This window comes from Croceimicrobium sp., from assembly GCF_965228705.1.
In the GTDB taxonomy this organism is placed as follows: domain Bacteria; phylum Bacteroidota; class Bacteroidia; order Flavobacteriales; family Schleiferiaceae; genus Croceimicrobium.
Genome location: NZ_OZ245832.1, coordinates 1358265 through 1377515 on the forward strand (window position 1 = coordinate 1358265; position 19251 = coordinate 1377515).

16 protein-coding genes and 1 pseudogene are annotated in these 19251 nt (G+C 42.8%); 6 read left to right on the plus strand and 11 right to left on the minus strand.

Features of this window, described 5'->3' with window-relative positions:
* Positions 1 to 139: 139 nt before the first annotated feature.
* The 7 genes and pseudogenes from ACO05P_RS06165 to ACO05P_RS06195 form a co-directional block, all read right to left on the minus strand.
* On the minus strand, positions 140 to 2038 hold the full coding sequence (locus ACO05P_RS06165; protein ID WP_421754138.1) for a PAS domain S-box protein: 1899 nt from the start codon (positions 2036 to 2038) through the stop codon (positions 140 to 142).
* A gap of 76 nt (positions 2039 to 2114) precedes the next feature.
* Positions 2115 to 2345: a hypothetical protein gene (locus tag ACO05P_RS06170; RefSeq protein ID WP_421754139.1), complete on the minus strand. Its 231-nt coding sequence runs from the start codon at positions 2343 to 2345 to the stop codon at positions 2115 to 2117.
* A gap of 69 nt (positions 2346 to 2414) precedes the next feature.
* Positions 2415 to 3478 (minus strand): annotated as a pseudogene (locus ACO05P_RS06175) (IS3 family transposase); the annotation flags it as partial.
* Positions 3479 to 3500: 22 nt separating this feature from the next.
* The gene (locus tag ACO05P_RS06180) at positions 3501 to 4682 is read right to left on the minus strand and encodes a hypothetical protein (protein WP_421754141.1); all 1182 of its coding nucleotides are present in this window, start codon (positions 4680 to 4682) and stop codon (positions 3501 to 3503) included.
* Positions 4683 to 4737: 55 nt separating this feature from the next.
* Positions 4738 to 5109: a hypothetical protein gene (locus tag ACO05P_RS06185; protein ID WP_421754143.1), complete on the minus strand. Its 372-nt coding sequence runs from the start codon at positions 5107 to 5109 to the stop codon at positions 4738 to 4740.
* Position 5110: 1 nt separating this feature from the next.
* Positions 5111 to 6154: a bestrophin family protein gene (locus tag ACO05P_RS06190; RefSeq protein ID WP_421754144.1), complete on the minus strand. Its 1044-nt coding sequence runs from the start codon at positions 6152 to 6154 to the stop codon at positions 5111 to 5113.
* An 85-nt stretch (positions 6155 to 6239) separates the two neighbouring features.
* Positions 6240 to 6662, minus strand: a complete 423-nt coding sequence (locus ACO05P_RS06195; protein ID WP_421754146.1) for a hypothetical protein — start codon at positions 6660 to 6662, stop codon at positions 6240 to 6242.
* A gap of 199 nt (positions 6663 to 6861) precedes the next feature.
* On the opposite strand from ACO05P_RS06195, the gene ACO05P_RS06200 reads away from it, so the two are divergent.
* The 3 genes from ACO05P_RS06200 (at position 6862) to ACO05P_RS06210 (ending at position 8891) form a co-directional block, all read left to right on the plus strand.
* The gene (locus ACO05P_RS06200; RefSeq protein WP_421754148.1) at positions 6862 to 7488 is read left to right on the plus strand and encodes a carbonic anhydrase; all 627 of its coding nucleotides are present in this window, start codon (positions 6862 to 6864) and stop codon (positions 7486 to 7488) included.
* A 95-nt stretch (positions 7489 to 7583) separates the two neighbouring features.
* Positions 7584 to 7967: a hypothetical protein gene (locus tag ACO05P_RS06205; RefSeq protein WP_421754149.1), complete on the plus strand. Its 384-nt coding sequence runs from the start codon at positions 7584 to 7586 to the stop codon at positions 7965 to 7967.
* A 66-nt stretch (positions 7968 to 8033) separates the two neighbouring features.
* Positions 8034 to 8891 carry an HAEPLYID family protein gene (locus ACO05P_RS06210; RefSeq protein WP_421754151.1) on the plus strand — a complete coding sequence of 286 codons (858 nt, stop codon included), beginning with the start codon at positions 8034 to 8036 and terminating at the stop codon, positions 8889 to 8891.
* A 130-nt stretch (positions 8892 to 9021) separates the two neighbouring features.
* Here ACO05P_RS06210 and ACO05P_RS06215 read toward each other — a convergent pair whose 3' ends face one another.
* From ACO05P_RS06215 to ACO05P_RS06225, 3 genes are read right to left on the minus strand one after another with little or no spacing between them, the layout of a single operon-like run.
* Positions 9022 to 9339, minus strand: a complete 318-nt coding sequence (locus ACO05P_RS06215) for a hypothetical protein (RefSeq protein WP_421754152.1) — start codon at positions 9337 to 9339, stop codon at positions 9022 to 9024.
* Between the two features lie 10 nt (positions 9340 to 9349).
* Entirely contained in the window at positions 9350 to 11788 is a 2439-nt protein-coding gene (locus ACO05P_RS06220; protein ID WP_421754154.1) for a YbcC family protein, read from the minus strand.
* 20 nt (positions 11789 to 11808) lie between these two features.
* Complete coding sequence (locus ACO05P_RS06225) at positions 11809 to 13368, minus strand: proton-conducting transporter membrane subunit (protein ID WP_421754156.1); 1560 nt, start codon at positions 13366 to 13368, stop codon at positions 11809 to 11811.
* An 88-nt stretch (positions 13369 to 13456) separates the two neighbouring features.
* On the opposite strand from ACO05P_RS06225, the gene ACO05P_RS06230 reads away from it, so the two are divergent.
* Positions 13457 to 14374, plus strand: coding sequence for a LysR family transcriptional regulator (locus ACO05P_RS06230; protein ID WP_421754157.1), 918 nt, complete (start codon positions 13457 to 13459; stop codon positions 14372 to 14374).
* Here ACO05P_RS06230 and ACO05P_RS06235 read toward each other — a convergent pair.
* Positions 14371 to 15501 carry an FAD-dependent monooxygenase gene (locus ACO05P_RS06235; RefSeq protein ID WP_421754158.1) on the minus strand — a complete coding sequence of 377 codons (1131 nt, stop codon included), beginning with the start codon at positions 15499 to 15501 and terminating at the stop codon, positions 14371 to 14373. The two genes, ACO05P_RS06230 and ACO05P_RS06235, sit on opposite strands and share 4 nt — an antisense overlap.
* A 56-nt stretch (positions 15502 to 15557) precedes the next feature.
* On the opposite strand from ACO05P_RS06235, the gene ACO05P_RS06240 reads away from it, so the two are divergent.
* On the plus strand, positions 15558 to 16169 hold the full coding sequence (locus tag ACO05P_RS06240; protein WP_421754159.1) for a TetR/AcrR family transcriptional regulator: 612 nt from the start codon (positions 15558 to 15560) through the stop codon (positions 16167 to 16169).
* Between the two features lie 338 nt (positions 16170 to 16507).
* On the plus strand, positions 16508 to 19249 hold the full coding sequence (locus ACO05P_RS06245; RefSeq protein ID WP_421754160.1) for a T9SS type A sorting domain-containing protein: 2742 nt from the start codon (positions 16508 to 16510) through the stop codon (positions 19247 to 19249).
* Positions 19250 to 19251 lie beyond the last annotated feature (2 nt).

Here is a 19251-nt window from a genome sequence, read left to right on the forward strand (position 1 = left end):
GAAAAAACATAATATTCCCATGATCATATTAGGAGCTTTAATCTAATCGAAATATCAAAGTACTAATATATTAGGCTAAATCAATTCCGAGATTAGGTATTGATTTGCCAAAACTAATTAAGGGTTATCTCGCCGAAATCTAATCCAATGGAATCGGAATAATTTGTGAAATATAATGGTCCACCTCCCCTTGCTCATCTCGAAGCACAGTGGCTCCTAAAAGGGCAGAAAGTACTGTACCATCCTTGCGGATATAGCGCTTTTCAATCTGATAATTATCAATCTCACCCCGGTTAAGCTTTTCCAATAAGAGTAAATCTTTTTCTAAATCCTCGGGATGTGTTAACTCCTGAAAGGTTTTCTCCTTAAGTTCATCCGGACCATAGCCCAGCATTTGGCAAATCTTATCATTTACCTGCAGCCACTCGCCTTTGGGTCCAATAATAGCCATCCCTATCGCGGAATTCGTAAAATTCTGCTCAAAGGACTTTTGACTTTTACGCAGTTTAGATTCCGCTTCCTTTCGGTCTGAAATATCCTCCGTATACATAATAATTCCCCCTACCTGATTTTTACTTTCATACCAGGGTCGAATTTCCCAACGAATCCATTGGGCATGTCCATCCATACGACGAAATAAATCTTCTTCTCGGTTTAAGGTTTCACCCGCCAAACAGCTAAGATGTAATTGCTTCCATTCTTCTGAAATTTCCGGAAAAACATCATAATGACTGCGGCCAATGATATCCTGACCTTCCAACTTATAATCAATGAGCCATTTATGCGAGCAATTGATATATCGCATATTTCGATCGAACATCGCTATGGCCAGAGGAGCTTCCTGAATAAAGGTGCTATAGCTTAATAGCCTTTCCTTTTCATGATGAATATCGGTCCAAATCCCCACTATTCGAGGGCGTTCAAAATGCAAATCGGGTTGAAAAAGCTTACCAGATATTTGCAACCAACGGTAGCGTCCATTAGCCTTGCGCAGGCGACATTCCGTTTGAAATTCATGGGTTTTACCCACGGTATATTCCATCAGTTCACGGCGAACTTTGGATTGCTCATCCGGATGAATTAAGTCAAACCAATAAACCTGACCTTCACGTCGCATTACTTCCAGGTCGTAGCCCAGCATTTCCGCCGCTTTGCGGTTTAAGGTCATCCGATCCGAATCGATATCCCAATCCCAGGCGCCCACATTTGCCCCTTGTAATACCTGACGGTACAATTGCCGCTCGGAGCGAATGGCATTTTGAGTGCGGATGCTTAAGTCGATATCCTGAAACATGCCGTATAACCTCAAAGCCCTGCCCTCATGGATTTCGGGAATGCCAATTACCCGAACCCAAACATCATTACCGCTGGTATTCACAATTTGTAAGACCTCATCGAAGGGTTCACCAAAATGTTGAGCACGGTCGATGATTTCAGTGATTTTCTGTTGGGAACGACCTTCCTTATAGAACTTTAAGGCTTGTCGAAAATCCGGTTTAAAATCGGGATCTACCCCATGAATTTCCTTGGTAACCCTGCTCCAGTGAAGCTCCTTACTTCGAATATTCCAATCGTAATAGCCGATACGGGCTATTTCCGAAGAACGCTTTAGAAAATCTTCCTGGTTTTTCAGAGCACTCATCTCCTTGAAAAACAAAAGCATCCTTTTTGCAGGACCCCTATCTTCTTTTATTATCTGCCCATTCACCTGCATCCATACCAAGCCCCCTTCGCGGTGGTAAAAACGAAGGATAACATTGTACGCTTGTTTTTCGGGATTATCGGCATGCAAGCGGAAGGTTTTTTGTTCCAAATCCTGATCTTCAGGATGAAGACAATTCCGCCAAAAACTCAGACTGGCCTTAATTTTTTTGGCTTTATAACCCAGTTGGGCCCAAAAAACCTCATTAGCCCAAAACCTTTCTTCAGCTCCTATTTCTCTGATGGCCAAACCATCCAGGGCTTGGGTACTTAAAAATTCAAAAACTTGATCGTTCTGGCGAAACAGATTTCGAACTTCGTTTTTAAGTGGGCTCATAAGACAGGTAAAAGCTTTGTGAAATAAAAATCAGAAGCTCTAATATACGCTGTATAGCTGACTCTGCCTGCTATTGTTAAAAAGTTCGCAATTCGTGAAGCCCTAAAAAATAGTACTGGGAATCTTTAGGTGATTTATAAAAAATCAATCCCTGGAAGGGGTCTACTTCAACCATCAAATACTGAGGACTATAAGCCAGGTGATCCTCCACCAGATCGACAAAGTCCCTGTCTTTTCCCATAACTTTATAGGGCACAAAATCCCTTTGGCTGAGCTCCTTCTGTAAGCTTCCCCTGATCCGAACCATTAGTTAATTGACTTTTCCAAAGATAGTATTGTTTTCAACCACCCCGAGGGTACCCTCGGGGTGGTTGCGTTTGGCGTATACCCTAGGCGGTATATTTCCTAATGAATCATGAGGTTTAAAGTTGTTATAGTCATGCATCCACTTTTCTGTTTGCTCCCTTACCTGATGGATATCTTCAAAAATATATTTGTCCAGCACTCCTCGGCGGTAGCTTCCATTAAATCGCTCTATAAAAGCGTTCTGTGTGGGTTTGCCGGGTTGGATATATCTAAATTCTATTTCATGAATGACGCTCCATGATTTAGTGAGCTCAGCAATGAACTCGGGCCCATTGTCCATTCGGATCACATCGGGTTTACCCCTGCGATTGATTAAATGATTAAGCACATATACTACTCTGTTTGATGGAAGTGAGAAATCTACTTCGATATGTAGTGCTTCTCGATTGTAGTCATCAATTACCGTGAATGCACGAAACTTGCGCTTGTTTTCTAGTACATCATGTACAAAGTCCATACTCCAGGTCTGATTCGGCCTATCAGGCACCACTAACGGTTCTTTTACCCGAGCGGGTAATCGCTTCTTAACCTTTCGTCTTAAAGGTAGTTTTAAAGCCACATAAACACGATGTAGTCGTTTGTGGTTCCAAGTCTTGCCTTCATTACGTAAGCGGTGATAGGCGTTCCAAAAGCCTTCCTCAGAATGTTCTTTTGCTTTCGTCAGTAATGCTTCTTCCAGCTCACGATCATCCTTTGCTTGGGCTTGATAGTAATACACGCTTTTACTGAGGTTTAATACACGGCATGCCCTGCTAATACCGTAGCGTCTAGATATTTCCTGACCAATCTCTCTCTTACGGCAGGGCTTTAAAGCTTTTTTTCAATAATCTCTTTAGCTAGTTGATGATCTAGGGCCAGGTTCGCGTACATCTGCTTAAGCTTCCTGTTTTCCTCTTCAAGATCCTTTATACGCTTTAACTCCTTTCCACTCATGCCAGCATAACGCTCTCGCCATTTGTAAAACGTTGCGGTACTAACCCCGTACTCTCGGCTCAATTCCTGTGCACTTCTACCTTGATCAAACTCTTTCAAGACCCTGGCAATCTTCTCTGGCGAAAACTTACTCTTTCTCATAATCGACTGTTTAAAATTAATCCTATTCCTCTACTTTTAAACAGTTCGGTTTTAAGGGAAGCTTACACTTCCAAAACCAGGCTATTGGGTATTTGCCCTTGGTTCGCCATATCCGATGCCAGGGATCACCCTTCGTATAAAAAGCACGGATTTCATTTTGATGCAGGCTTAAGGTATCTATGGCTTGGGCTCCGCTATCTAAATAAGCCTTTAATTCAAGAGGATTACTCTTTAAGAATAAGTCCTTGAGGTCCTTAGCCGCCATGGAGGATGCATAACTATAGATAAGATTGGAACCAAAAGGATCAGCATCCCAATAATAAATGCGGTTCTGCTTACCTAAAATTAGGCTAGTCCTAAGACTATCCGAAAAATAGCGATGATAAGTACCGCTGTCTTTGCGAAGGAATCCCAAATGTCTACCATGCTTAATCCGCCCTATGGAGTCATAAGTCGCCTCATAAAGCGGATTAGAATAAAGTACCTGTGGATAAACTTGATATTCCTCGATCTGAAAAGTATTGGAGTCCCAAAACACTCTGATATCAGGTAAACTAAGTGGATATTCCAGAATTCGCACCTGTAAACTATCGGCTCTAAGCAAGCTATCTTCACGATGCATTTTCAGTTCCTCAATTCCCCAATGCTGCAATTCTTCCCGACTTAAGAAATACGTCTCATAGTTGTAGGCAAAGGCCAAAGGATGGTACAGCGCACTATTCAGGCTTAGATTATTCACCAACATCTGCAGATATGACCATTCTCTTAAACCAATTTCCAGAGGTTTAGCTTCCTTTTGATCGGGATTGAATTTCCCCTTATCGTAATCAGCATGCTGATTGTAAAAACGGTAGAAATAAGACTGATCCGCCTGTTTTTCCCACGCTACAATAAAGCTGTGGCGCATAAAAAACAGGATGGGATAACGTACTCCGGCAAATACGAATTTCCCAGGCAAGCTATCCGCATTGACCTCAAATTGATAAATCTGCTGATAAGCGCCTATGGCTTCCAGGAGTACTTGTGGTTCAATTCTGCTACGCAGGGCCAGTTCGGAAAAAGAGCGGTTTAAATCCTGAGCGTCAACAGCATAAATATGCTCCCAGGGCAATTGGTCTTTATGATCTTCGGCCGGACCGACCCGAATGGCTTGACTTTTTAAACTTAAGCTGATCACTAAGAAGAAAAATAGTCGTAGGCCCATATCGAATAAATTTCTAGCTGGAAATCAAATTACATACCAATTCAGCTTCAAGCTCTTAGTGTGCATTTGAGCTGCTAAGCATTCGTAATACGGATAGCATTCCAATGGACAGAAAAAGTAAAGATTGGCCCAAACTACCAACATCCCCGCCCTGCCAATACCAATACAGAGACAAGCCAAACATCAGAAGCAAGCTGGGCATTAATATCCAAAACAAAAGCTTCCGACTACTCTCCTTTAACTGACGCTTACTGGCTTGGGGATTAACCAGAGAAACAAAGCTTAGGGCCAGACCGGTAAGCATTAGGCCGGTATTTAGAGAATCGAGGATTTGCGTAGATTCCCAAATTGGGCGTAAATAATAGTACAGAGCCCCGGCGAAAAGTGGGAACTGCAAATAGGATAAGTAGTGTAAAAATCGATTCATACTACATTAATATTCCCTTCTTCGCTTCAATGGGGGCGGGTAAATCCGTTTCTCCCAACATTTCGAGCAGGTCTATTTCTATGGTACGGCAAAGTGATAACATGGGAATATCATTGGCCATTCCCTGAAAAGGGTTTTCCGAATAATCGCCTACTATTTCCATCACCACATAAAGCCAGCCGACAATCACTAAAAAGGGAATGGACATCCATATTCCGATATCTCCAAATTTGGCGAATTCCGGCACCAGACCAAAGGGCATTAAAAAGATAAAAATGCAAACAAAGTTGAAGCTCATATTCGCATATTGACGCGGTAAGGGGAATTTCTTTATTCGCTCACATTTACCTTGGTGATCGTAAAAATCATTCAGCACCTTTTGCATTTCCATATGGCGGAAATCATCGATAAGATTCAATTCCCGCAGCTTTTTTAAGTCCTCCCCCTGCTTGAAAATAATTTGCGTGGCGGTGTTTTTTGCCGCAATGAGCTGATCATGCTCACTCGCTCCTAAAAAATTCTTGAGTTCTATGCGGGTTACTTCATCATCAACTAATCCTACTCCAAAAAGCCTTTGGTATCTACGCGCAAAAGAGCCCGTAAAACCCCTTTGATTGGAATGTTCCCAGGGTGTTGCAATTAACAATTGACTGCGCAAGGCATAGAGCCAAGCAATGTGACGGAATATTAATTTCTTATGCCAGGCCTTTATCTCCGACTCCTTGATAGGATTTGGATTATGCTGATTGGTGGTGAAATTGCTTACTATACTTGCCCAGGATCTGCTGCTATTTACAATAGCTCCCCAAATTTTACGAGCCTCCCACATACGATCGTAGGCACTGTTATTCTTAAAACCTACGTAAAAGGCTACCGCTGTACCAATGATGGAAACTGGTAACCAGGGAATAAACATCCAATGGTGACCTTCGCCGGTATAGACATAAAGGGCGACCACTAAAGTCATCCAAATAATTAACCAGGGAAAATGATGACCGGAAAACTGAAGGATTCGCTTAAGTGAAAAATTCTTGGTAATTAACATAGTCTGCAATGCTTGCTCCCAATTTGAAACTTTTTTAGGGAATATGCAGCCCGAATTTCAGGTATGGATAAAATAGTTTCTGGCACTAGCTATCGGGGTATTTGGTTTGGGTAGGCTCCGAATGGATAAGGCTGTATTTAATCATCCACAAAAGGCTAATCAGCATAAAAGGCATGACTGATAGCAACATTAATGGATTCCATTTTAGGAGAGCTCCCAATAAAACAAAGAGCAGTAATAGTCCTATACTGATTATGGACAGCATAGGCCAAAGTCTTTTTGCTTGTGGCTTTAGGATTAGAAAGATCAAAAGTAACTGTCCGAATAAAGGCAAGAGTATTAAGGGATGGGCGAAATGCTCCGGTTGCTGAAAAAGATCCCGGAAAAGCTGTACTTCCATCTCCACTAAAAAGGCCCTTTGAGCTCCACCCCATTCCAGGTACACCAAGAAGGTACTCAGAAGCAAGAATAAAGGATATAAGCGCGCTTGATTTAGGGGGCCTTTCATAATGGCTAAGGGTATTTAAGTTTCTATCGGCTGGCTATGAAGGAACTAGAGCTTAAGGTAGAGATTTACAAAATCCGCAGGTAAATCTTAATAATCCTTATGTTTGAAATTGTAAAAGTTTCCTGATCTGGTCATGCCCCTAAGTGATTTAACCAAGGAAATTTAATCATTCAAATCAAGCCAGCAGAAAAAGCAGCCAATGGACATCCAAAACATTTTCCAAAACAACCGCGATTGGGTTCAAAGCAAATTAGAACTCGATTCAGATTATTTCAGCAATTTATCCAAGGGGCAAAGTCCTGAAATCCTGTATATCGGATGTTCAGACAGTCGTGTTACCGCCGAAGAACTAATGGGTGTTTCTCCGGGAGAAGCCTTCATTCACCGCAATATTGCCAATATGGTTCCCAATACTGATCTCAGTGCTATGTCGGTAATTGAATATGCGGTGAGTCATCTTAAAGTAAACCATGTGGTGGTTTGTGGGCATTACTTCTGTGGAGGGGTTAAAGCAGCCATGCAATCTCAGGATTTAGGCATTTTAAATCCCTGGTTACGGAATATCCGTGATGTATTTCGCCTTCACGCTGAAGAGCTGCATGCTATTGCAGATGAGGAAGAGCGTTATAAGCGTTTGGTCGAATTAAATGTAGAAGAACAATGCTTTAATGTGATTAAAACCGCGGCCTTGCAACGCGCTCACCGCGAACGTGGCATTAGTGTACATGGCTGGGTATTTGACATTCACTCCGGTAAATTAATCGATTTGGATATCGACTTCGAATCGAAAATGAAGAGCGTAATGGAGATTTATAATTTGGATTAAGAACCCAAATCCTCAATATAGAGCCAGGTTATCTACCTGGCTTTTTTGTTTGCAGCTATTGATTTCATTAAAGTATAAGGCCTACTTTCGAGACCGTGATTTCCATACTTAGAAATAGCAAAGCCCTAAGTCTGCTTTGGGGTATTATGGCTTTTTACCTCCTCAATATCAGTGTGGATACGCGTGATTTCCAAGCAAATGATATTCCAGAAGACCTGAGTTTTAATGATCAGGAAAGTATGGTGGAAATTATTTTTGAGCAGATTTTGGGTTATGAAGATGCTTTTATCGAATACGATGATCCGGATACTGAAGAATCGCAAAGTCAAAACAGTTTAAAGATCGAAGCCCTCATTAATCCCTATCTCTTTATTGGCAAACCGCTCTTTATTGATGATTCTTTAATGACCTTCAGCTCCTTTTTGGCCAGAACATTGCCGGGCCATTTCAATATCGACAATCCTCCCCCACAAGCTTGATTTGTTTTCAAAATCGATTCCTGCTCCGCATTAAATGGAGCCTTTTTTATCTAAACAAATCAAAATATGAAACCATGCATTTTAGGGATGTTTAGCTTGCTGGCATTCCCACTCTCCCTATTTGGGCAAATCAATGATGCTCAGAAAGACAGTCTTTTTATTCAAGAAGTAGAAAATCAGAAGGACCCAGATAAAGTCCTACATGCCGAACCCCTCTACATCGACTTAATTCGGGATTTAGGCGCCCGTAAAGGCGAAAGGGAATGGAACATTGGGATGGGACTAACCGACAATCTTAGTTTCGACAGCTACGAAGCATTAATTGAATATGAATGGGCCCCGATGGATCGCCTAGGTCTGGAGGTAGAACTCCCCTTTACTCTGCATTCGCCTTTGGCTGGTGCCGAGTCGGAGATCCCCTCCCATCGCTTAAACAGCTTAAAAGTAGCGGCACAATGGTCCTTCCTGGTAAATGAACATTATGCCAGTTCAATGGCCATTGGCTATATCAATGAATTTGAGCTTTCGGACTTCAATAATTTTGCCAGGCCACTCATTATTGGTAATGTTTACAATCCCTTTCTGGTGATTGCCAAACGCTGGGGCCAAAACTTCCATTCCTTGCTGTATACTGGCCCACAAATCGCCCACCATTATGCTAGCAACCAGTGGCATAAGGCTTTTGAAATCAATACCAGTTTCCATTATATGATTAGTGGAACTCGAAATTTTTTAGGAGTAGAAATCAACAAAAGCATTGAAAATCAGCAATTCGATCTTAGCTTGCGGCCACAAATGCGAGTGGCGATTGCCGATAATCTAATGATAGGGATTGTAGCCGGCATACCGATAAAGCGTGAAAATGAAAGGCTTAGTTCCTTTCTCCGCTTAATTTGGGAGCCTGGACATCCCCAAAAGAATTAGCCCACTTAAGATGAACCCTCCGGGCTCTACTCAGGTTTAGAATTCTGTTTTAAACCAGGAAAGCCAAGTCTTTTCAGACTTGGCTTTTTGCTAGGACCAATACGGTATTGGCCCGGGGAGGGAGAAAGAACTAGTTTTCTTGTCCGGCCATTTCGAAGTTTGCTGACCAATTTTTCTTCTGAGCTGTTTCGGCTGCCAGAGCGATAGTCTTTAATGGGACATCATCCGACACTTCTTTCAGTTCTGCCAGGAGCTGCGCTTTCAAAGCTTTTAAATCCTGAATCTTCTCATCCCGATCGGCGGCTGATGTTTGATGATCCGCTTCCCAACGTCGTAAGAACTCTGTGCGGAGATCCTTTATTTGTTGGTCAATGGCCAAACTGATTAATCTTTTAAAATCGGCAGCTTTCCAATCTAATTTCTGAAGGTCAATGTTCATGGTTCGCATAAGAGTGGATTTAAACGGTTACTAATTTTTCATTTTGCTTTTGTGGGCTGATGGCCTTTGAGCTTTGCCATTGCAAATTGCCCTGGTATTCTTCTGCCACTTGTCCGGCTTCATTCATGCGGAATAACTTCAACCAATGGTGGTCGAATAAATCTTGCAGCATGGAATGCTTCTGAAGGATTGTATTGATTGCTTCTTGGGGTGCATCGATCACCACATTGAGGCGTTGGGGCAAGTGTTGGTATTGCTTGCCATCGTGTACCGACTGCCAAGCCAGGCCGATCCTTAAATCGCCCGCTGATCCTTCCAGTACTCCAATTCCGCCGCTTACATTATGCAAGGTTTTATTCCCAGCTCCGAAGTTTTGATTGTCGGTGGTACTGGCATAATACTGCAAGTTAATCCAGGAGGTAACTACCATGGGGGCGGTCATAATAGTCTCCAGAATGGCAAAGTTTTCATCCTCTTGCCATTGGTAGGAGTGCAAGAAGCTGCGAGCACCCAAATTCTTGCCTTTGGTTTTGGAGCGAGGTGCAATTACAAAGGCATTGCAGCCGGCCAATCCCCATTCGGGTCGTACCTGTGACCAATCTTTACTGCGCTTTACAATTTCGGTTTGGGCCTCGCTTTCTTTAATCCCGAAGCGCAGAGCACGTTCCTGACGAGCTTGTTCGGTTGCTCGCTCTAATTGTAATTCCAGTTCTGAAAGCTCCGGCCAACGATTCTTGTCGATTTCCCGACGGTTAACAATATGGATGGAATCAGTAGTGGTATCGTGCAAGGCCGCTATGAATATCGTATCTGCCGGAAGGCTAATTCCCTCCTCCTTTAATGCAGCCCTTACTCTGGTATCATTTAGAAGGCGCGCGCTGGTCCAGGCATTAATCTCGCCCGAATGACCTCCGCAAGCCCCACAGTCCAATGCACTGGCATGAGGATTATTCACGGTGCTGGCTCCATGTCCTACAATCATCACCATGGGAGCAAATCCCTTAGTCAAACCCATGGCTTTTAAAGCCCCCTGCGCCATTTGCACCTGAGTTTCGAAGGGGATTGCGGAGAGGTCAATATCACGGTCGGTATCCGCCGCATTAGGATCGGCCGTGGGGCGGGTCCAAGCAAAGGAATCGCTGATTAATTTGGTGAGGAAGCTTATCCCCAAGGGACTTACAAAGGCAAAGGCCGAAACTTTACCGGATTTAAAACGCTTCCAGCTTTTAGCGATTTGCTGCCGACTCAATTTCAGAGCGCGCTTCTTCTCTGTTTGGTAGATGTCGCTGCTTATTTCCTTTACTTCTACCGCAGAAGGAATTAGGGCCGGACATTGATGCCGGGATTTATCTGAAGCCAATTCCCTGTATTGCAGGGGTACCCCGAAGAAGCCCGCGAAGCCCAGGGTTTCAATTTCCGGGTCTACCTGTTCCAGGTTTCGACGGTAAAGCTCAGAGCGCACATCAATACAAAATACCGCTTGGGCTTTGGGGCCTTGGGCTTTCTCTGCTTGTGGAAGCTGATTTAAACGCTCCTTCAGTTCTCTTTGGGCCGCAAAATCGAAGGCATCTTGAAGAATTAAGCGGCTTTCCAGGCTTTCACTTCCCGGAAAGGCGGCTTTTAATTCGAGGATGGCCAAATCTGCTTTTCGCTGTTCCCAGGCCTTATAAAGTTTTAGATCATTAAGACCTTCGAGCAGGGCTGCTTCCCAACTTAATAATATCGTAAGGAAGGACTCCAGATTATGCCTATTGCCACCATAGAGTTTCGCCTGCCAATCCTGACCCGCCACATAAGATGACCAGCCCTTGAGTTTTAAGAGAAGGCTGTGGAGATAAGGTTCTAAGGAAGGTCCTTTTAAGGCGAGCACCTTAATATTTTGCTCGAGAGCTTCCTCATAATTGCTGGAAAGGCCTTTCACATAATTGCGGAAATTGGGTAGGCCCATTAATTCGGGGGCTCGGTTAATCATGGCTTCTTCCCGCCATATCTCAAAAAGGTCGATCCCCACTGCATAGGGCTTATCATACTGATGGAAAAAGTGGGCGGCCCATTGCGAAACCCGATCTACCATAAAGCGCGACCAATCTTTGGTTCCGTGCTCCCGGGCCAGATCACCCAAGGTATAAAGCTCGTAGAGCTCGTAGTTTGAGGCGGTTAGGGCCAGAAATTTAGCCTGCGCCAGAAATTCGGCACTGCTTTCCTGGCGATGATTGGCGTGAAGGGCATGCTCGATATCACTGGCCGTAATTTGCCCTTCTTCATACTGCTCCAGGTAGAAGTCCAGTGACATGCTCATATCAATTCCCGCGCGACGTTTTAAGCTGAAAGCAGCTTCTTGAAAATCTTGATTGAGCAGACCCAGATAAGGGTTCACAGCGATGGAGTTTTCCAAGGACCAGGCCGGAGCCAGCTTTTGACATGCCGTTTCGAGGGCCAGTTTAATTTTTGCATCCATAATTTTTGCTTTTTAAGCGATTAGCTATTTGCTCGTTTCAATGAACCAAAGAGGCGATCGGTGAGAACGCTCAGATAAAAACCATTGCGAAGGTGAATTTCCATCGCTCTGAACCTGCTGGAGGCTCGGTACTGTTTGGGCAAGAAATAAGCGCCCAGAGCCAGGATTGTGAAGGCCAATAAAACACTCAGACTAAGTGCCTTTTGTCCGGTGCTTAGCTCCGGTGTTGCGGCTATTTCCGGCGCTAAAGCCAGATGTATCAAATCTTCCAATATGAAAAAGCTTAGGACCACTAGTGTAGCACGAAGGATTAAGAGGAAGCGAGCCCGCAATTGTATTCCCTCTTCGAAACTCTTAAAGAGTAGTACCGAGGTTCCCAGGGCGATAATGGCTGCAACGATTTGCAAGGCAAAGCTCATACCTTCCAGGCCACCTCTTAAAGCAAGTACCCCGCTAAAAATCAGCAGCGCCAGGGTGATTGCCATTAAAAGCCTGTTTAGAGATGGTTCCGGAACCGGGCTGCACCATTGATCATTGCGATACCGATCGATCTGGCTGCCAGAACTTAAGAATGAGTGGGCCTTGTAGAAGGAATGCGCCATGAGATGTAAAAGCGCTGCCGAATACAAGCCCAGGCCCGATAGCATCAGGCTGAAGCCCATATGTCCGATGGTTGAATAAGCTAATGAAGTTTTGATGGCTGGCTGCGTAGGCGCTACTGCCGTTCCGTATAAAGCACTTAAAGCCCCTATGCACAGCAATAGCAGGCTGGCCGATTCGGTTCCGCTAATCAAGGGCGAAAAGCGAATGATCAGATAAGGACCGGCATTAATTAATCCGGCATGTAATAGAGCGGAAACCGGAGTTGGGGTTTCCATCACCTCCAGTAACCAGCTGTGAAAAGGTATTTGCACCGCCTTAAGCGCAGCTGCCAGGACCATGAGGATGGCCGCCGCATTTAATTGGGCTGACCAGGCTCCGGCTTCCAATTGCTTAAAAATCTCCGCAAGCTGGGCTGTATGAAACTCTGAGTAGATTAGGGCCAAGGCACTAAGGAGCAGGATATCAGCAATGCGCGCTACTACAAACTTTTTACGAGCGGCGAGGCGGGCTCTTTCCCGCTGACGGTAAAAAAGCAGCAGCCTTTGTAGGGCCATGCTAGTACCAAACCAGGAGAGCGCTAATAAGAGTAGGTTACCGGATAAGACGAAGAACTGAATTAAGGCTACAGTTAGGGCCAGCATGGCACTAAAAGCGGCCTCGCGGGAATCGCCATCCATATAATTACGGCTGTAGCGAAACACTATGAAGGCAATCAGGTTAATCATGAACAGCAGCAGGCCATTAAGGCGATCCAGTCGGATGGAGAATCCGAGATCCGCGAAACCAAGCAAGGTCGATTCCAATGGTCCCTGAACATAAACCCAAATCACGGCCAGGCTGGCGATGATTAATCCTAAGATTGAGGATCGAATAGCGAGGCTATTGGGAAGCTTCGGATTTTTAGAAGCATAAAAAAACCCAATTCCAAGGTTTAGGATTGGGCTTAAGAGAATGGCGGTGAGGAGTATGGCAGTCATTCGTTGTGCTTTTGTGACGGGACAAAACTAGAATGGATAATTCATAAGTTTTTATTTATATTTCGAATGTCAATCATAAAAGTATTTTATGAACTATACTTTGAATCAGATTCGGGTATACCTCAAAATTGTTGAGACCGAGAGCATTACCAAGGCTGCGGAAGAGCTATATATGACCCAACCGGCGGTGTCTATCCAGCTGAAAAATTTCCAGGATCAGTTTGAAGTTCCGCTTACTGAATTGGTAGGTCGAAAATTGCATATCACCGACTTTGGCTATGAGATTGCCGAGATCGCTGAAAAGGCTTTTTTAGAATTGGAGAACCTCCGTTTCAAGACCTTAGAATTTAAAGGCTTGTTATCAGGAAAGCTAAAAATCTCCTCTGCTTCTACTGGTAAATACGTGATTCCTTTTTTCCTCACCGACTTTCTGCAAAGTGCGCCGGGCATTAATTTGGTTTTGGATGTAACCAATAAAAGTCGGGTATTGGAAAGTTTAAAGCAAAATGAAATTGACTTCGCCATAGTTTCAGTAATCCCCAAAGACCTGGAGGTAGAGGAAGAAAAGCTGGTGGAAAACAAACTCTTTCTGGTGAGTGATGGCAAGGGAAATCCCAAAAAGAAGCCCTTGATTTTTCGGGAGGAAGGATCAGCAACCCGCCAGGAAATGGAGCGCTATTTTCAACAGCATGGCAGTAAGGATCGCAAGAAACTGGAGCTCACCTCCAATGAGGCGGTAAAGCAAGCGGTAGTGGCGGGCTTGGGGAATTCCATTGTACCCTTAATCGGAATTAAAAACGAATTGTTGAACCAGTCCATTCACATAGTTCCGCGGCGAGGACTGCCCCTTAAAACCGACTGGCGTTTGATTTGGCTTAAAAGCAAGCGATTATCCCCCGTGGCCCAGGCCTATCTCGATTATGTACGGGAACACAAAGAAGAGATCATTGAAAAGCATTTTAAATGGTATGAGGACTTTGAGGGAACTGAATTCAATCAAGTTTAAAATCCTGATTCAATTTCATACACCTTTGCCATCTGCCCTTTCACCACCTTCTCCGGAGTAATCTTCATTATGGATTTTAATAGAAACTGCCCCCAGGGTTTATGCACCAATTGCCCGAAGCGCCAGGAATTATTGACTACATAATCCACTTTGGTTCGGCGTTGGGCCTCAAAGTCTATAAAAGCCTCTTTTAAGTTTGGAGCCTTTTTATAAATAAGCTGAGCCAGGTAATAGGCATCCTCAATTCCCTGACAAGCCCCTTGCCCCATATTAGGAGTAGTGGCATGGGCAGCATCACCTATTAAGCAAGCCTGATCTTTATGCCAGCTATCCAAACGTTTTAAATCCGCTAATTCAGTGCTGTGCACAAAGTCGGTGGCCCGGATAATTTGATTGACCACAGGATCAAAATTTGCATACATTTCTTGGAGGCTGTCGATACTAATTTCCGCCGGTGAAATTTCGGAATTGAGCACGGCGAAGAAGTAAACCTGATCTTCAGATATATGGGAAAAGCCAAAACGCCTTTTCGGTCCCCAGAGCTCTTTGCCTTCCTTTCGCAATGCTTCCGGTAAGCGAATCTGGGCAATGCCTCGGACACAAATCTGATCGGTATTGCGGTATTCGGAGGCAAAGCCTAAACTATGACGAAGCTTGGATTTGATACCGTCCGCGCCAATAATCCAATCGGCTTTGCGCTTGGCATTCTCAAACTGAATTTCAATCTGATCGCCTTTCTGTTCATGACCGAGATAAGGCATACCCAATTCCACCTTAGCCACGGCTTTTACCTTCTCTAAAAGAATGGCTAGCAATCTGGCGCGGTGAATGGCCACGGTTTGATTGCCAAAACGATCGGCCACCACATTGGAATCCACTTCTTTTACCGCTTTTAAATTGGGATATGCGATTTCCATTTTATTGAGCACAAATCCCGCTTTCAAGATCTCATCTTCTATTCCCAACCATTGCAATACCCGCAAGGCATTGGGCTGCAACCAAAGTCCGGCTCCAACTTCTGATAAATCCTCTGCTCTTTCGTAAACGGTCGACTGTATTCCTAGCTTTGCTAAGGCCAAGGACATGCTTAATCCGCTTATGCCTCCACCGATAATGGCTATTTCCATTGGAATCGTAATTTTAGGTCAAATTTACTAAATTAGGTCAAGTGTACTAATATTTCATGAAGACAAAAGAGCGCATTTTAGTTAAAGCTTTAGAACTATTTAATTCTGAAGGCCTTAAAGAAGTTACTCTACGCAAGATTGCGGTGGCTCTGGAGATGAGTCAGGGTAATTTGAACTACCATTTCAAAACCAAAGGCGATTTAGTAGCGGCCCTTTACTTCGATTTGGTAGCGCATATGGATCGTGAAATGGAAAAGATTGCCCAGGACCAGGCCCTCCTACCCTTGATTTACGAAAGCTCCTGGGTATCGATGAAAACCCTTTACGACTATCGCTTCATCACCAAGGACCTTTATGCGGTGCTGGACGCTGATCCCGATTTAAAGAAGCATTATTTGGGTCTGCAAGGATTGCGCAAGCAACAGTATATGCAGCTCTTTAGCCATATGACCCAGCAGGGTCTCATGCGCCCCGAAGAATTTGAAGGCGAATACCTGGGCCTCTATGAGCGCATGAATATCTTAGGCGATAATTGGATCAATGCCTCCATCCTCTTTAAAGGTAAAGATCAGGCGGTAGTGAAGCATTACCATCGCTTGCTTTTTGAGATGGTTTATCCTTATTTGACGGAGGAGGGGAAGAAGGTTTATATAAAACAAACTAGCTAAGTTTTATATAATAAAAGTGGCACTAAACACGAGATGTAGGTAGAGTCGCTTATTCAAATCTTCTTAGCGCTCCAATATTCCTATAAAAGGCACAATGTTCAATTAAGGTCTCATACCATAATTGCTTTGTAATCAACCATTAGAATTGATTCACTTTTCTAATGGTTGAATTTTAAAAATACCTCCAGAGATTTCAACTCAATATAGATTTTGAGAAGAAAATCTTCCCAATATAATTATAACTAAAAATCACATCTTATAAGTTAAAAAACTATACGCTAACATAATAACATTTAATTTTTCATACTTTTCCAACGCTAAAATTTAACCTTAACCTTATGAAAAATCACTATCTCTTATTATCAATTCTTTTTTTCCTCTCTTATACCTCTTTGGCACAGGAAACTTTTTCCATTGAATTTGGACAGTTTTTTGAACAAGGTTATGGATCAAGTCTTGACGAAGAAGGAATTGATTTAGGACCTTTTAATACGGACAAACTACTTGTTGGATGGCAAAATGTATCTGATGGTGAGTCAGGCATTAAGGATGCCGCTATATGGCATATTGAAGAGAGAGGAAAGGAGCAATACTTGAAACTAATAGGATCTACTGAATATGATGAAGTTGCCACAGGAGTTATACAAGTAGATTCTGAAACATACGCTGTATGTGTACATCAGAGCTCTAATTGGCAACATTTGAATGTGAAAGGCGGGGATCAAACATGGATTTATCTAATTCAGTCAGGTGGAACAATCTTATGGTCTTATAATATCACACCAGATGAAGAGGGAGGAATTGCACCTTCTGATATTATTCTTGATGCAAACGAAGAAATCGTTGTTCTCCTTAACAGATTGAATGCCTCCGGAACGGTTTCAAATGAAATTATAAGTCTTAATAAACTAGGGCAACTCAATTGGTCTTCTTCCCGTTTTTCCCAAAGCTCATTAGGTGGTTGGGCATTTGAATTACTTGAGCTTTCAGGAAACTTTATAACCTTAGTTAATGACAGGTCTTTAAATCTACCTTTTGCTATCGAATTCGGCTATGGTGGATCAATAAACAATGTCGTGAATTATGCCAATTCATTCTCAAATCACTTGTATGGTCTTGATTATGACAACATATCTCAAAGCATTCTTGGTGCAGGATATACGGTGATAGAAGGAGATACAAATTCATATGTAGCACGCATATCACAAGGTTTGAGTTTTATTTCCGACTGGAACTATGGAATATCTGGAACTGAAAAATTTATTGACATTGTTTCAACAGGTGATGGATTTGTTGCCGGAGGGGTTAGGAGCAATAAAGGAGAAGGTAAATTTGACTGCTACCTCCATCATTTAAATGGGAATTTAGCAACCTATGCAGAAGAAACAATGGGTGGCTCCACAACTGAAAGGTTGAACAACCTTAACATGATGGTAAGCGGTACCGATGTCTGGTTTGCAGGTCATAATATTGAGTGGACACTTGCCGAAAGTGGAAATGCTTATTTGGGAGGTACAACTTTGGGGTTTTCAGTTACAGGTGCGAACTGCAAGATACCAAGAGTCATCTTTGTCGACGGAATTCTTGACCCAACCCCCGGAACATATGGCGCTTATCAAGGTGGTTATGGAATTGGAAATTCTTCGGATAATTTAACAACCCTTCAAAATATACAATCTGTAGGTGGAAATATTATCGTCTTATACGATATTGACCGAGTGCTAGTAGACCTTAAAAATGGATCCCTATCTCAAAATAGTCAACTGGTACAGTTTATTGAAGATTTTATCAATCAAGCTACTTCCTCACCATTTAACTTTACAGTTGGAATAGTGATGGGACCAGGGATAATGAAGTTGAACACAGTCTCAAACTGGCTTTCAGCTACAAACGGTGTTTCTTATTGGAATTACATAAAACCGTCTAAACTTAATTTCATGGTTCTTGAGCATGAGTTTTGGGCATTGGCTGGAAATCAAGATTTCAGATTAGTTGATCAAGATTCATGGACAAAGAAACCTCTAATTAAGGCTTACAATGGTGGAAACCCACCTGCAAATAATATTAATCATGGGTTTCAAAATAATGCTCCTAATCAGAATATCAAAAACTTGTTTTTTGATCAAAGTGTTAGAGACCATCACTACTTTTTAGACGAATTAAGGAAATCCACCGATAATAGTGCGAACAATTGGAAGATCTTCGATTATATATCATCCTTTTGGAATCCACATGCGACGAGCAGTTGGGGCACGAAAAAACACTACAGCAACCTAGATTTAAACAATCCATCATTATCAATTTCTAATTTTGAGATGGATTCGATTCTATATGGAAATCAATTTGCGGATTACACTAAAACCCAATCCGACGCGATTTTTTTAACCTATTATCGCCCTCCTGTTTATGTTCAAGACTACCAGCTTGGGAATTTGACCGATCCTTGGGTTATACGATTACAATCATTAATGATAAACTCACCAAATGCTCCTGCTAATATTATTCCATTGTTTAGTTCAGAAGTTGTTGGTTGTAATTTAGGTTATAATTGGACAACAAGTACGGTTAGGTCTTGTGGAGTAGATAGATTAGGAGCCTGGTTTGGAGGACCAAACACATTGAAACTAGCCGAATCATATTACTACACTGATCACACAACCCGATTCTTTTCAACAGTTTCAAGTACGTGCCCAACCTGTTTAACTGATATTAATATTGTAGGAATGGGATGGTACCAGCTTAATTGCATCTTAGCTTCAGAGAATAACGCTAATGGAGTTATGACAGGAAACAACTCAAGGTTACCATGCGGCAGTATAGGTGGCTATCTTACTGAAGAGAAGATTATTGATTCCTTAAACCAGTTTTCGATTTATCCAAACCCTTCTACTGGAGTGCTTTCATTCACTGGAAATGTAAAAGGAGAAAATGTTAAGGTGTATAATCAGCAAGGGCAACTCTTGAAAGCAGAAAAATTAAATAACTCTCTTCAGGTAGATTTAGAAGGTTTACCAAACGGGATCTATTACGTTTCTATACCAAAGCTTAACTTGTCCTGGAAACTAATTCTCATCGATTAAAG